The 14,080-nt window shown below is 65.2% G+C and carries 18 protein-coding genes; 3 read left to right on the plus strand and 15 right to left on the minus strand.

The annotated features are described in order from the left end of the window. Window positions 1-34: 34 nt before the first annotated feature. From KYC_RS10995 to KYC_RS11050, 12 genes are all read right to left on the minus strand, one after another. On the minus strand, window positions 35-1,123 hold the full coding sequence (locus KYC_RS10995; protein WP_008161980.1) for a MucB/RseB C-terminal domain-containing protein: 1,089 nt from the start codon (window positions 1,121-1,123) through the stop codon (window positions 35-37). After that, window positions 1,123-1,629, minus strand: coding sequence for a sigma-E factor negative regulatory protein (locus KYC_RS11000; protein WP_008161982.1), 507 nt, complete (start codon window positions 1,627-1,629; stop codon window positions 1,123-1,125). The genes KYC_RS10995 and KYC_RS11000 overlap by 1 nt, the downstream gene beginning before the upstream one ends. Window positions 1,630-1,641: 12 nt before the next feature. Beyond that, a complete protein-coding gene (gene rpoE / locus KYC_RS11005) occupies window positions 1,642-2,241 on the minus strand; it encodes an RNA polymerase sigma factor RpoE (RefSeq protein WP_008161984.1) in 600 nt (199 codons plus the stop codon). Continuing rightward, window positions 2,238-2,732, minus strand: coding sequence for a protein YgfX (locus tag KYC_RS11010; protein WP_008161989.1), 495 nt, complete (start codon window positions 2,730-2,732; stop codon window positions 2,238-2,240). The genes rpoE and KYC_RS11010 overlap by 4 nt, the downstream gene beginning before the upstream one ends. 1 nt (window position 2,733) lies before the next feature. Beyond that, window positions 2,734-3,963, minus strand: coding sequence for a beta-ketoacyl-ACP synthase II (gene fabF, locus KYC_RS11015; protein ID WP_008161990.1), 1,230 nt, complete (start codon window positions 3,961-3,963; stop codon window positions 2,734-2,736). Between the two features lie 187 nt (window positions 3,964-4,150). Beyond that, window positions 4,151-4,390, minus strand: coding sequence for an acyl carrier protein (gene acpP / locus KYC_RS11020; RefSeq protein ID WP_003813816.1), 240 nt, complete (start codon window positions 4,388-4,390; stop codon window positions 4,151-4,153). A gap of 212 nt (window positions 4,391-4,602) precedes the next feature. Further along, window positions 4,603-5,355, minus strand: coding sequence for a 3-oxoacyl-ACP reductase FabG (gene fabG, locus KYC_RS11025; protein WP_008162003.1), 753 nt, complete (start codon window positions 5,353-5,355; stop codon window positions 4,603-4,605). A 3-nt stretch (window positions 5,356-5,358) separates the two neighbouring features. Next, on the minus strand, window positions 5,359-6,294 hold the full coding sequence (gene fabD / locus KYC_RS11030) for an ACP S-malonyltransferase (RefSeq protein WP_008162004.1): 936 nt from the start codon (window positions 6,292-6,294) through the stop codon (window positions 5,359-5,361). A 95-nt stretch (window positions 6,295-6,389) separates the two neighbouring features. Next, on the minus strand, window positions 6,390-7,376 hold the full coding sequence (locus KYC_RS11035) for a beta-ketoacyl-ACP synthase III (protein ID WP_043518119.1): 987 nt from the start codon (window positions 7,374-7,376) through the stop codon (window positions 6,390-6,392). Continuing rightward, the gene (gene plsX / locus KYC_RS11040) at window positions 7,376-8,443 is read right to left on the minus strand and encodes a phosphate acyltransferase PlsX (RefSeq protein WP_043518120.1); all 1,068 of its coding nucleotides are present in this window, start codon (window positions 8,441-8,443) and stop codon (window positions 7,376-7,378) included. Before plsX ends, KYC_RS11035 begins: the two co-directional genes overlap by 1 nt. Window positions 8,444-8,502: 59 nt before the next feature. Next, on the minus strand, window positions 8,503-8,685 hold the full coding sequence (gene rpmF, locus KYC_RS11045; RefSeq protein ID WP_006218037.1) for a 50S ribosomal protein L32: 183 nt from the start codon (window positions 8,683-8,685) through the stop codon (window positions 8,503-8,505). 52 nt (window positions 8,686-8,737) lie between these two features. Continuing rightward, window positions 8,738-9,430, minus strand: a complete 693-nt coding sequence (locus tag KYC_RS11050; RefSeq protein ID WP_081478018.1) for a YceD family protein — start codon at window positions 9,428-9,430, stop codon at window positions 8,738-8,740. 72 nt (window positions 9,431-9,502) lie between these two features. Here KYC_RS11050 and KYC_RS11055 point away from each other — a divergent pair, with 72 nt between their 5' ends. From KYC_RS11055 to KYC_RS11065, 3 genes are read left to right on the plus strand one after another with little or no spacing between them, the layout of a single operon-like run. Beyond that, the gene (locus KYC_RS11055; RefSeq protein WP_008162008.1) at window positions 9,503-10,105 is read left to right on the plus strand and encodes a Maf-like protein; all 603 of its coding nucleotides are present in this window, start codon (window positions 9,503-9,505) and stop codon (window positions 10,103-10,105) included. Further along, entirely contained in the window at window positions 10,102-10,812 is a 711-nt protein-coding gene (locus tag KYC_RS11060; protein WP_008162014.1) for an SAM-dependent methyltransferase, read from the plus strand. Before KYC_RS11055 ends, KYC_RS11060 begins: the two co-directional genes overlap by 4 nt. Before the next feature lie 2 nt (window positions 10,813-10,814). Continuing rightward, complete coding sequence (locus tag KYC_RS11065; RefSeq protein WP_043518149.1) at window positions 10,815-11,600, plus strand: N-acetylmuramoyl-L-alanine amidase; 786 nt, start codon at window positions 10,815-10,817, stop codon at window positions 11,598-11,600. A 19-nt stretch (window positions 11,601-11,619) separates the two neighbouring features. Here KYC_RS11065 and msrQ read toward each other — a convergent pair whose 3' ends face one another. The 3 genes from msrQ to KYC_RS11080 form a co-directional block, all read right to left on the minus strand. After that, window positions 11,620-12,264, minus strand: coding sequence for a protein-methionine-sulfoxide reductase heme-binding subunit MsrQ (gene msrQ, locus KYC_RS11070; protein ID WP_008162017.1), 645 nt, complete (start codon window positions 12,262-12,264; stop codon window positions 11,620-11,622). Between the two features lie 10 nt (window positions 12,265-12,274). After that, the gene (gene msrP, locus KYC_RS11075) at window positions 12,275-13,237 is read right to left on the minus strand and encodes a protein-methionine-sulfoxide reductase catalytic subunit MsrP (protein ID WP_008162019.1); all 963 of its coding nucleotides are present in this window, start codon (window positions 13,235-13,237) and stop codon (window positions 12,275-12,277) included. Between the two features lie 180 nt (window positions 13,238-13,417). Continuing rightward, window positions 13,418-14,080, minus strand: a complete 663-nt coding sequence (locus tag KYC_RS11080; RefSeq protein WP_008162025.1) for an HAD family hydrolase — start codon at window positions 14,078-14,080, stop codon at window positions 13,418-13,420.

Consider the following 14,080-nt stretch of genomic DNA (forward strand, 5'->3'; position numbering starts at 1 on the left):
TGACTCCGAAATTACTGCTTGCGGAAGAGCAGGATCACTTGGACCCCGCCTCCGCCGGTGCGGCTGCCGCGGGTGCGGGAGGCACGTACTCAGTGGCTTGCGCAAGCTGTTCCAGCGTGGCCGCAGGCACTTCGCCCACCGCCGTGAGCCAGAAATCGGCGATGCGCGCGCCGTAGACATTGATGGCGCCGCGCTGGGCCGCGCCATGCGGCGGCGGATGGCCGCGCTGGTTATCGTACGGTTCGATGAAGACTGAGATCGCGGCCAGGCCGTCGGACAGCACCATTTGGCTCACCGGCGACCCGCGCCCCATGGAGCGCGCCACCTGCATGATGGCCTTGAACCCCTTGGGCGCGGGGATGCGCCAGCCTTGCGCGGCCAGGTCCACGGGCTTCATGCTGGGCTCGAGCACTTTCCAGTCGCGCGTGTTCCAGCGCGAGGACAGCGATTGCGGATCCACTTCCGACCCCAGCCGCAGCGAGGTGAAGGACACCTGCTCGACGACGCCACGGGAGGCGTTCAGGGTCTGGGCCTTCAGCAGCAGGTTGGTTTCGACGTCTGCGCACAAACGATACCCGTAACGCAGCTTGTCCAGCGGTTCAATGGTGATCAGGCGGCACTCGCGGCCGGCCACGCGATGCAGGGCCGGCTCGGTGCGGATCTTGTAGTGTTCGGACAGATTGGCGGGATCGCCCAGCAGCAGACCGGGGAACCGGTCGCCGCGGCGGCGCTCGACCAGGACGGTCTTGCGCTCGGGGATCAGGCACTGCACGTCGTCGTTGTGGCGCAGGTATTCGCGGGGCTGGCCATCGAGGATCTCGAGGCGCTCGCGCTCGCCCGTGCCGTCCAGCACGTGAACAAGGCGCGACGACTGGATCATCTCGCCTTGCTGATACATGAAGACGCCGGCGTAGTCCTGCTTGCGCGCCGCCTGCTGGATGCGGGAAAGCAGCTGCACGACATCGTCGGTCTGGCCGGCGGGCGTGGCGCCCGCGGCTGCCGCGGGTTCATGCGCGGCCAGGAAAGCAGTCAGGAGCGTTGCGGCGAACCAGCCTGCGCGGTGCGCCTGCCATGAGGCGGCTCGTCCCAGCACCGGCCAGCGTAACGGAAGCACAAGCGCCATCAACGTCCCGCTCCGGCTTCAAACGACACCTGCCGCACCGCGCTGGGACCCGCCATCTGGCGATGGGCCTCCAGGTAGTCGCGCAAGCCCGAATCGTCGGAGGCAGCAGCCGGGGAACTGGCGTCGGCCAGCACGCGCACCTCAGTGGCCGGTGCGCCCGTCACATACGGCTGCGCCACCCAGGCGACCGTCGCGACAGCCGCCGCCACGGCCAGGCCGGACAGGCCAAGACGCAAAGGCGAGCGGCGCCGGGGCGCCGCTACGATGGGCAATTCCGCGTCCAGCGCCCGTGCCAGCCGGGCCTGGAAGGCCGCGCTCGGCGTCAGCGCCAGGTCGGAATTACGTAGGGAATCACCGATCAGATGATAGGTGTCCCAGGTCTGGCGTCCCTCTTTGGACAACAGACTGGGAAGAATATCGTCGGAATCCTCTCCGTCCATCCAGGCGGAGACCGATTCCTCCCAGGAGGACTCGGCGATCTCAACGGATTTGGCTGCTGTTTGCATGACTGCCACTCCTTACCAGCGACGCTCGACATCGGTGTCGAGCAATGGACGCAACTTGGTGGCAATGGCTTCGCGCGCACGAAAAATGCGGGAGCGCACCGTACCAATCGGGCAATCCATGCTCTGGGCGATGTCTTCGTAACTCATACCTTCGATTTCACGCAGGACAATTGCGGTGCGCAATTCTTCAGGCAATTCCTCAATTGCCGCGTTCACCGTTTCGGCGATTTCGCGGCTGGCAACCATGGATTCCGGCGTGCTTATATCGGTTAGGTTGTCGGTTTCGTTAAAAGTTTCACCGTCTTCCGTTTCTATCGCATTTGGCGCGCTGGGCCGGCGCCCCTGGGAGGCGAGCCAATTGCGGGCCGTATTGATGGCGATTCGGTACAGCCACGTGTAGAAGGCGCTTTCGCCCCGAAACTGGGGCAAGGCCCGATAGGCCTTGATGAAGGCTTCCTGGGCGACGTCCTCGATTTCGGCGGGGTCGCGGATCATCCGGGCCAACAGACGCAGGATCTTGCGCTGGTACTTGAGCACCAGTAGATCGAACGCCTTCTTGTCGCCCCGCTGGACGCGTGCAACGAGCTCAGCGTCGACTTCGCGCTCGCTCATGAGGCCTCCTGCGGACGGAATGCCGGGCGCGCGCGCCGCGCCGCGCCCGTGAGCAGGCGCAGGCGCCGCCAGGAATCGGACCGCAGCGTCTGGCGCCAGACGGTAAGAGTGATTTTGCGAGTGGTAAAGGCCGTACTCCCGGTGGGCAAGGGCTGCAAAGTGAGCGTCAGCCAGGCAGGACCCCGCTGCTGGTCCACCAGCAGCGCATCTTGCCAGCCTTGCGGCCGGCGCACCTGCCAGCGGCCAGTCCCGGTTGCCGTGCGTAGCGCCGTTACCGGGGACGGGGTGCTCCGTGCCGAGTGTAACAGCCCCGACAGCACGAGCAGAAACGCGAGCAGCGCAATAGCCGCCCAGGCCTGCCCGTGCCACGCGGCCGCTGTCAGCATGCTGGCCGCGGCAACGGCCAGCGCCAGCCCGAAGAGCGCGGCGGCGCCCCTGTGCTGCGAGACAGGGACGCGGAACGCCCAACGTTCCCCGACCGAGCCTTCCAAATCAGACCCGGCGAACGGCCATCGAGCCGTTGGTGCCGCCAAAGCCGAACGAGTTCGACAGGCCGACTTCGATCTTCATCTGCCGCGCCTCGTTGGCGCAGTAATCCAGATCGCATTCCGGATCTTGATTGAAGATGTTGATCGTGGGAGGCGAAACCTGGTTGTACACGGCCAGGGTCGTGAACACGGCTTCGATGCCGCCCGCGGCGCCCAGCAAGTGGCCGGTCATCGACTTGGTCGAGTTGACCACCAGCTTCTTGGCGTGATCGCCGAAGGCCAGCTTCAGTGCATCGGTTTCGTTCTTGTCGCCCAGCGGCGTCGACGTGCCATGCGCGTTGACGTACTGGATGTCCTCGGGGTTCAGGCCGCCGTTGCGCAGGGCGTTCATGACGCCGCGGCGCGGGCCGTCCTTGTCCGGAGCCGTGATGTGATGGGCGTCCGAGCTCATGCCGTAGCCGGCAAGTTCGCCGTAGATGCGCGCGCCGCGCTTCTTGGCATGCTCGTATTCTTCCAGCACCAGCACGCCGGCGCCCTCGCCCAGAACGAAACCGTCACGGTCGCGATCCCAGGGACGCGACGCCGTCTGAGGATCGTCGTTGCGGGTAGACAAGGCGCGCATCGCGGCAAAGCCGCCGATGCCCAGCGGCGAAACGGTCGATTCGGCGCCGCCGGCGATCATCACGTCGGCATCGCCGTATTCGATCAGGCGCGCCGCATCGCCGATGCAATGCAGGCCCGTCGTGCAAGCCGATACCACGGCGTAGCTGGGGCCCTTCATGCCGTAGTTGATCGACAGATGGCCGGAAATCAGGTTGATCAGCGAACCCGGGACGAAGAACGGCGAAATGCGCCGAGGTCCCTTGGACAGGTATTCGACCTGGGTTTCTTCGATACGCGGCAGACCGCCGATGCCGGAACCCACGATCACGCCGATGCGCTCGGCATTGGCTTCGGTGACTTCCAGGCCGCAATCGCGCCAAGCCTGCATCCCGGCGGCCAGGCCGTAATGGATGAAGGTATCCATCTGGCGGGCTTCCTTGGCCGAAATGTAGGTGCTGATGTCGAAGTCTTTGACTTCGCCGGCAATGTGGGTGGTGATGGCCGAGGGATCGAAACGGGTGATGCGGCTGATGCCAGAACGTCCGTTGACGATATTGTCCCAAGCGGTGGTCAGGTCATTTCCTACGGGAGAAATGATACCCAGGCCGGTGATGACGACACGTCGCTTCACGGATGACTCCTCAAACAGACAAAAGAAAGGCGGTTTTCGGGATGCGCTGCGCGTGTGGACCACACGAAAGCGGGTCAGGCAATACGACGCCCTTCCCGCAGGTGGACCACACGGCAAATTCCTGAAACCGCCCCGATTCCCGGTTGGCCGAGGTCAGCTCGGGCAACCAGAACGATATAGGCTGAGCTTACTGCTTACCGTGCGAATTGATGTAGTCAATCGCTTGTTGCACGGTCGTGATCTTTTCGGCCTCTTCGTCGGGGATCTCGGTCTCGAATTCGTCTTCGAGGGCCATGACCAGTTCGACCATGTCGAGCGAATCGGCACCGAGGTCGTCAAGGAAGGAGGATTCGTTCTTGATCTCGGCTTCGTTGACGCCAAGTTGTTCAGCGACGATCTTCTTGACGCGCTGTTCGATGCTTTCCATGCAGATCTCCAATTGGGAAAAATCCCGCGAATTATAGCCAAGCGCGGAGCGATGCAACGCCTGACCGTGACAAAAATAACACCGCGCACTGGTTCTGTCGCCGAGAGCGGCGCAGGGATATCCGTGTGCGGCGTTTCCGGTGAATCGCGCGCTGCGCCGCCGGCTTCCCGGCGGCAGCGTGGCGGCGCAAGCCGCCCCGCGCGATTCGTGATTTATTGCATATACATCCCGCCGTTGACGTGCAGGGTGGTGCCGGTAATGTAACCCGCCTGCGGTCCGGACAAAAATGCCACGGCGTGGGCGATGTCCGTCGGCGAGCCCAGACGGCCCAGCGGAATCTGTTGCAGCAACGCGGCGGTCTGGTTTTCGCCCAGCGCGCGCGTCATGTCAGTGTCGATGAAACCAGGCGCGACGCAGTTCACGGTGATGTTGCGGCTGCCCAGTTCACGCGCCAGCGCACGCGACATGCCCGCCACGCCAGCCTTGGCGGCGGCATAGTTGGCCTGCCCGGCGTTGCCGCTGGAGCCCACCACGGAAGTCACGTTGATGATCCGTCCCCAGCGCGCCTTCATCATGCTGCGCAAAACGGCGCGCGACAGGCGGAAGACCGACGCCAGGTTGGTGTCGATCACGGCCGACCAGTCGTCGTCCTTCATGCGCATCGCCAGCGTATCACGGGTGATGCCCGCGTTATTGACGAGGATGTGCGGGCCGCCGCCTTCCTTGCCCAGCGCGTCGATCAGCGCATCGCAGGCTTCGGCGTTGGTAACGTCGAGCACCACGCCGCGGCCGCCAAACGGGGCCAGCGCTTCGGTGATGCCGGCCGCGCCCGATTCGGAAGTGGCGGTGCCGACCACGGTAGCGCCGCGGGCGGCCAGTTCCAGGGCGATGGCGCGGCCAATGCCGCGCGTGGCGCCGGTGACGAGCGCGATCTTGCCCTGCAGTTCGGTCGAGGTGTTATCCATTATTCAGTTTCCGTTAACGGCTGCCAGCGCGGCCTCAAGCGAAGCCGGATCGGTGATGGCCAGGCCGGTAAGTTCGGGATCAATGCGCTTGGTCAGGCCGGCCAGCACTTTGCCGGGACCGCATTCGATGATGTGCGTGACGCCTTGCGCCTTCATGGCGCGCAGGGTTTCCACCCAGCGCACAGGATGCCACGCCTGGCGCACCAGCGCATCCCGGATTGCCCCGGGTTCCGTGGGCGAAGCCACGTCGACGTTGTTGATCACCTGGATCTGCGGCGCCGCGACGGCGACGTCTGCGAGCGCAGCGGACAGCACATCGGCGGCGGGCTTGAGCAGGCTGGAATGGAACGGCGCGGACACCGGAAGGATCAGCGCGCGCTTTGCGCCCGCTGCCTTGGCAAGTTCGCAGGCGCGCTCGACGGCGGCCTTGTGGCCGGCGATGACGACCTGAGCGGGCGCGTTGAAGTTGACGGCTTCGACAACTTCACCCTGCGCGGCATCGGCGCACGCGGCGCGCACGGCGTCGTCATCCAGGCCGAGGATCGCAGCCATGGCGCCGGTACCCACGGGCACGGCCGCCTGCATGGCGTCGGCGCGTACGCGCACGAGGCGCACGGCGTCTTCGAGCGCCAGCGAACCGGCGGCGGTCAGCGCGGCGTATTCGCCCAGGCTATGGCCGGCCACGACGTCCGGCTTGCGGCCGCCCGCGGCACACCAGGCCGCGTAGAACGCGGCGCCGGCGGTCAGCATGGCGGGCTGGGTGTTGGTGGTCAGGTTGAGCTGTTCGGCGGGCCCCTGCGCGATGAGCGCGCCCAGGTCCTGCCCCAGCGCCTGCGAAGCGCGCGCGACGGTGTCGGTGACCGCGGCCACGCCAGACCAGGCATCCAGCATGCCGACTGCTTGAGAACCTTGGCCAGGAAAGACAAAAGCGATTTTCATGATTAGCGTGTGGATAGATTCAGTGTCTGTGAGGAGCGCCAGGCGCATGCTCCGGGCGGTCGCGGCACACATGTCGCCTCGCCCGGCGCAAGCCTTTACATGCGGGCCAGGACCGAGCCCCAGGTGAATCCGCCGCCTACGCCTTGCATCAGGATGAGCTGGCCCGGCTTGACACGGCCATCGCGGCGCGCGGCATCGAGCGCCAGCGGCACGCTGGCCGCAGAGGTATTGGCGTGGCTATCGACGGTGATGACGACCTTCTCGACCGGCACGCTGAGCTTGCGGGCCAGGAAATTCAGGATGCGCACATTGGCCTGATGCGGAATCAGCCAATCCACGTCGGCGACTTCCACACCGGCTTCGGCGCAGGTGTCGCGCGCGGAGCGATCCAGCACGGTCACGGCCTGCTTGAACACGGCCTGGCCGTCCATGCGCAGGAAAGGATCGCCCGTCACGTCGCCGTAGGCCACGTTGCCCGCAGCGCTGAGGATCTTCATCTGGCTGCCGTCGGCATGCAGCTGCGCGGCCAGGATGCCCGGCTTGTCGGAAGCCTTCAGCACTACCGCGCCGGCGCCGTCGCCGAACAGCACGCAGGTGCTGCGATCGTTCCAGTCCAGGATGCGCGAGAACACTTCGGCGCCGATCACCAGTGCGCAACGCGCGCGGCCGGCGCGGATGAAGCTGTCGGCGGTGGTGAGCGCGTAAACGAAGCCGCTGCAGACGGCCTGCACGTCGAATGCGGCCGAACCCTTGGCGCCGAGATTGGCCTGCACCAGGCAAGCCGTACTGGGAAACACGAAATCCGGGGTGGACGTGGCCACCACGATCAGGTCGACGTCGGACGCATCGACCCCGGCATCGGCCAGCGCGCGGCGCGATGCCTCGGTGGCCAGCTGGCTGGTGGTCACGCCGCGTTCGGCGAGGTGGCGCTGCCGGATGCCAGTGCGCTCGACAATCCATTCATCGGACGTGGCGATGTCGCGCGTCGCCAGTTCCGCAGCCAGTTCGTCATTCGAAACCACGCGTTCCGGCAGGAAGCTGCCGGTGCCCGCGATCACGGAATATTTCATTGCGGTATCCATCAAGCGGTGTCCCCAGCCACGTTGGGCGCCGCCGCCGAAGGGCGATCGCCAGATTGAACGCGCTTGGTAATTTGAGCGACCGTCTGAGCGGTGCGCTCCAGCAGTTTACTCACTACGGCTTCGCGGGCTCGTTGCAACGCAAAACCGAAGGCGTAAACGTCCGCGGAACCGTGGCTCTTGATTACCACGCCACGCAAGCCCAGCAAGGCGGCGCCGTTATAGCGACGATTGTCGACGCGGTTGCGCAGGCGGTTGAGCACCGGCTTGGCCACCGCGCCGGCGAGCAGCGTGATCAGATTGCGTTTGAACTCTTCGCGAATGACGTTTGAAAGCATCTTCGCCAGCCCTTCGACGGACTTGAGCACGACATTGCCGACGAAACCGTCGCAGACGACGACATCGACAGTGCCCTTGAAGATGTCATTGCCTTCCACGTTGCCGTAGAAGTTCAGCGGGCTGCCCCGCAGGAGCTCGGCGGCTTCCTTGACGACTTCATTGCCCTTGATGACTTCTTCGCCAATGTTGAGCAAGCCCACGGTGGGGTTGTCGCGATGGTCCACCGCCTGCGAGAGCGCGGCGCCCATGATGGCGAATTGCAGCAGGTGCTCGGCCGTGCAGTCCACATTCGCCCCAAGGTCCAGCACCGTGGTGGCGCGGCCCGTCTGGTTTGGAATGGACGTGGCGATCGCGGGGCGGTCGATGCCGTCCAGCGTCTTGAGCACATAGCGTGAAATGGCCATCCATGCGCCGGTGTTGCCGGCGGAAACGCAGGCGTCCGCGCGCCCGTCCTTGACGGACTGGGCGGCGAGGCGCATGGAGGAGTCTTTTTTGCGGCGCAGGGCGACCTCGACCGGGTCGTCCATGGTGACGACTTCGGAAGCCGCCACGATCTCGAGACGATCACGCGCCACGCTGCGGTGCTCGGAGAGCGCCGCTTCAATAGCGTCGGGAAGCCCGACCAGCAATAGCCGGGTGTCCGGGAATTGCCGGGCGAACTCGATCGCAGCCGGAATCGTGACGGGCAGACCGAAGTCTCCGCCCATACAGTCTATGGCGATGCGTATCACGGGTGCCAGGTATCAGCGCTCAGCCGAATTGGTCCGAGTACGAGTTCGGCCCGGGGGCCTTATTCGTCGGCCTTGGTCTTCAGGACCTTGCGGCCACGATAGAAGCCGTTCGGGCTGATGTGGTGACGCAGGTGCGTTTCACCGGTGTTGGGTTCGATGGCGGTCGACGGGGCCACCAGAAAATCGTGCGAACGGTGCATACCGCGCTTGGAGGGGGACTTCTTGTTTTGTTGAACGGCCATGATGACTCCTAGAAACGGGGCGCATTGTACGCCAAGCGGCCCGATGTTGATCTCAATCTTTGTGCTTCAGTTGTTCCAGCACCGCAAACGGCGACGGACGCTTGACAGCGGGCTCCTCTTCAGAAGCTTCGCTGGCATTGGCCTGCGCGCCCGGGCATACATCATGCTTGGGCACATACGGAATGCTCAGAATGAGCTCATCTTCGATCTGGGCCAACAGATCAAAGTGATGCGACCCCACCACCTTTTCAGGCAGGTTGGCCACAGAATCCTTTCCTTCGTCTTCGTCGTCCTCGTCGTCGTAGCCGTCGCCTTGTTCAGCAACGGAATACCCATCGTCGAGGTCGTCTTCGGATTTGACCAACTGCAGCAGGACTTCGCTGTCGACCGGATACGCAAACGGCGCATTGCACCGCTGGCAGATCACGACCGGATTCGCCTGCACATGCAGGCGCAGTAGCGGCTGACCCATCAGCAAGCCGGTCTTGCCTTCTTCGCCGCGCACGGACCAGATCACCAGACCGGCCTCGCCCGAGGGTTGTTCAGGCAAGCCGTCAACCACGCGAGCAAGCCGCACCAGAGCGATAGAACCCTGCGCCTCTTTGCCCAAGCGGGCAAAAGCGAAGGCGTCGATGCGCTTGACGTCCACATCCGCGCAGGCACCCTTGGCAGATACACCTTTGCCAGCACCCGCCGATCCGCCTGCTTCGCGGCTCGCGCCGCCAGGCAATCCCTTAGGTGTCATGTTGATGTTCCTGCAAAAATGCCGCAAAACGTTAGATAATACTGTGACTTACGTAATATCGTCAAATGCCGCATGCCTTCGAAGCCTAGCCTGATCCTCGCGTCCAGCTCGCGTTACCGCAAAGAACTGCTGTCGCGCCTGCGACTGCCCTTTACCGCGATTTCCCCCGATGTAGACGAAACGCCACAACCCGGCGAAACGCCCGAGGCGCTGGCGCTGCGCCTGTCTGTGGCCAAGGCCATGGCGGTGGCGGCAAACCACCCTGGCAGCATCGTTATCGGATCGGATCAGGTAGCCACCGTGAACGGCGACCCCATCGGCAAGCCCGGCGATTTTCCCCGCGCCCAGGCGCAATTACGCGCACTGTCGGGCCAACTGGTGGAGTTTCACAGCGCGCTGGCGGTTACAGACGGCCAGCGGGTGGAAAAAGCGGACATCATCACCCGTTGCCGCTTCCGTCAGCTGTCGGATAACGCCATCGACGCGTATCTGCGCGCCGAAGAACCTTACGATACCGCAGGCAGCGCCAAAGCGGAAAGCCTGGGCATCGCCCTGATGGAAAGCATCCAAAGCGACGACCCCACCGCCATCATAGGCCTGCCCCTGATCGAATTGACCCGCATGCTGGCGAAATTCGGACTGGATCCGCTGAACGCGCCCGGAGCGTCCGCATGAGCGGCGCCCTGCACCTGATACCCGTCAGCCTGGGCGAAGCGCCGCCGGAGCGCTGGCTGCCCGCAGACGTTCGCGCCCTGGCGGGCAGACTGGACACCTACATCGCCGAGAACGCCAAGACGGCGCGCGCTTTCCTGAAGCTTATCGGCACGACGCGGCCGCTGCAGGAAATCACGATCCATACGCTGACCGACAAGACCGATGCCGCACAAATCAAGACGTGGCTTGACCCCATTAAACGCGGCGCCGAGATCGGACTGGTTTCGGAAGCCGGCTGCCCCGCCGTGGCCGACCCCGGCGCCAAGGTGGTCGACGCCGCGCATCGCCTGGGAATCGCCGTCAAGCCGTGGGTCGGCCCCTCTTCCATCCTCCTGGGCCTCATGGCCAGCGGACTGGACGGCCAGCGCTTCGCCTTCCATGGCTACGCGCCGGTGGACGCTTCCGAACGCGCCAAGCAGTTGCGCGCCTGGGAACAGCACTCGGCCAAGCACAACCAGACGCAGTTGCTGATCGAAACCCCGTACCGTAACGCCGCCATGTTCGCCACGCTGCTGGCAACCCTGAAAGGCGACACGAAGCTCTGCATCGCCCGTTCGGTGACGACCGCCGACGAATGGGTCGTCACGCACACCGTGGCCGACTGGAAAAAGCTGCCGGCGCCCCAGCTGGACAAGCTGCCCACGCTGTTCCTCTATTTGGCCCGCTGATGATGTTCCGCCTTATCTGCACGCTGCTGGCCGCGGCGGCCCTTGCGGGCTGCGCCACGCGCGGCCCCGCCGGGCTCGATCTGGACACTTCGGTCAAGGCTGTCAGCCAGAGCAGCCGCGTCCGTTCCATCGTGCTGCACTACACGACCGTGGACGACGCCCGGTCGATGCAATTGCTATCCAAGGGCAAAGTCAGCGCCCACTACCTGGTGAACGAATCCGGCCGCGCCTATCGCCTGGTCGACGAGGACCGTGCCGCCTGGCATGCCGGCGCCAGCTCCTGGTACGGCAATGTCGCCATGAACAGCACGTCGATCGGCATCGAAATCGTCAATCCCGGCTGGACGGAGGGCGAAGACGGCAAGCCGCTCTGGCACGCCTACAACGAACGCCAGATGCGCGCGCTGACGATCCTGTTACGCGACATCATGCAGCGCCACGGCATCGCGCCCGAGAACATCGTGGGCCACAGCGACATCGCGCCGCAGCGCAAGGTGGACCCCGGCCCGCTTTTCCCCTGGAAAGCGCTGGCTGCGGCCGGCATCGGCCGCTGGTACGACGAAACCGGCGCCGCCGCGCACCTGGCGCGCCTGCAGGTCGAAGGCACGCCGGATGCAGCCTGGTTCCAGAAGCAGCTGCAGCGGCTGGGCTATGCGAGCCCGCAGGACGGCACACTGGACCGCGCCACCATCAACACGCTGGCGGCCTTCCAGATGCACTACCGGCCCGCACTGCACGACGGCCAGCCGGATGCGGAAACGGCCGCCATCATGCTGGCGATGCTGTAACGCCCCTGGGGCGCCGCGCCTAGGGGCGGCGTTTCCACCACGCAACCAGGCGCCAGCCCAGCAGCAGGGCCAGGACCGCAGCGTAGATCGCCGGTTGCGTCAGGTCGTTCTTGCCGGCCTTGTGCCACCAGTAGTGCAGGATCGCAAGCAGGCCGATCGCGTAGACGGCGCGGTGCAGCGTCTGCCAGCGCTTGCCCAGCCGCCGCATGGCCCATTGCGTGGAAGTAGCGGCCAGCGCCGTCATCAACACGAACGCCGAAAACCCCACCATGATGAAGGGGCGTTCGCCGATGTCGCGCAACATCTCCGCCGGATCGAAGCCCCGGTCCCACCACACCCAGGCCATGAAGTGCATGCTTGCGTAGAAGAACGCAAAGAGGCCGCACATGCGACGCACCCGCACCAGCGCGGGCTGCCCGGTCAGGCGGCGCAAGGGCGTGATGGACAGCGTGACCAGCAGGCAGACCAGGGTCCAGGTGCCGGACGAGCGGGTCAGGAATTCCACCGGGTTCGCCGTCAGCCCGTTGTGCATGCCCAGCCAGATCCAGCGCGCGAACGGCGCCAGCCCCAGGAGGAACAGCAGCGGCTTGAAGCGCCCCACCGTCCTGGCCGACAACTGCGCTTTGCGCGGCGCCGACGCCGCCTGGGGAGCACCTGCGGGCATCGGCGGCGTCTCAGTAATTGGCCTTCAGGTCCATGCCCTGGTAAAGCGCCGCCACCTGGTCGCCATAGCCATTGAACATGAGCGTCTTGCGCTTGGGACTGAACAGGCCGTCCTCGCCGATGCGGCGCTCGGTGGACTGGCTCCAGCGCGGATGCGGCACATTGGGGTTCACATTGGCGTAAAAGCCGTACTCCTGCGGCGCCGCCTTGATCCACGACGATACCGGCGGCTTTTCCACCAGGCGGATCTTCACCAGCGATTTGGCCGACTTGAATCCGTACTTCCAGGGCACCGCCAGCCGCAGCGGCGCGCCGTTCTGGTTGGGCAGCACCCGGCCATAGACGCCGAACACCAGCATCGCCAGCGGATGCATGGCCTCGTCGATGCGCAGCCCTTCAACATAGGGCCATTCCAGGATGGCCGTGCGCACGCCCGGCATGTTGTCACGCTGCACGGCCGTCACGAATTCCACATATTTGGCGTTGCCGGTGGGTTCGACCTGCTTGAGCAGTTCGGACACCGAGTAACCGACCCACGGAATGACCATCGACCAGCCCTCGACGCAGCGCAGGCGGTAGACGCGCTCTTCCATGGGCGCCAGCTTGAGCAATTCCTCGATGGTGAAGACGCGCGGCTTTGCCACCTCGCCTTCCACGGCGACAGACCAGGGACGCGTCTGCAACTTGCCGGCATTGGCGGCGGGATCGCCCTTATCGACGCCGAACTCGTAGTAATTGTTGTACGACGTGACGTCGGCCAGCGATGTCTGCTTGTCAATCACGCTGAAGGCCGGGTTGGACTTGCCCGGCAAGGCGCCGGCGTCCTGGGCGCGGGCGCTGCGCGCAGCCCATCCCGGCAGCCCGATCGCGGTGGCAGCCAGCCCCGCGCGCAACATGAGTTCGCGGCGCGAGCGCCATACGGCCTCGGACGTGATCTCGGAGGGAACAAAATCGTCGGGCTTGCGTATCAGCATCGTGGTCTCCGGTATGGCGCCCGCCAGGCGCCATGAGCACGCCCCGCGCACTCCATGGACGCTGGACAGCCCAATAATATTCCGCGGCGACGGTCTGAAGTCGGGCGCAACCGCCCTACCTCTGTTCGATAGACAGGGAGCCCCGGCGGACGTTCCGCGCCGACAGGGACTCCCGGGATGCTAGACGCCTGCGCCGACCCGCGGCATCAGCCATTCGCGCAGCAGCGGCACGCTGTCGAGCACCGCCTGCGGGGCACATCCCTGAAGCTCCTTCAGGGTGTGCGCGCCATAGGTCACGCCCAGGCCATGGACCCCCGCATTGCAGGCCATCTGCAGGTCGTGCGAGGTATCGCCGACCATCACGACGCGGGCGGGATCCACATCCAGCTCCTGCATCAGCTCATGCAGCATGGCGGGATGCGGCTTGCTGAAGGTTTCGTCGGCGGTGCGGGTGGCGTCGAATAGCGGCCCCAGGCCGGTAGCGGCCAGCGCGCGGGTCAGGCCGACACGGCTCTTGCCCGTGGCGACGGCCAGCCGCACGTCCTGCCCCGCCAATTCGGCCAACAGGCCTTCCACGCCCTCGAACAGGCGCAGTTCGGGATCCCGCAGAAGATAATGCGTGCGATAGCGCTCGAGAAAGCGCGGCAGCATCGCCTGGGTAAGCTCGGGCACGGCCCGGCGCAGGGCGCTTTCCAGGGACAGGCCGATCACCCAGCTCGCGTCGGACGCCGACGGCACTGCCAGCTCCAGGTCGCGGCAGGCGCCCTGGATGGCGGCCACGATGCTGTGCGTGGAATCCATCAGGGTGCCATCCCAGTCAAAGACGACCAGCGAATACGACAT

Source organism: Achromobacter arsenitoxydans SY8 (assembly GCF_000236785.1).
GTDB classification, from domain to species: Bacteria; Pseudomonadota; Gammaproteobacteria; order Burkholderiales; family Burkholderiaceae_B; genus Achromobacter; species Achromobacter arsenitoxydans.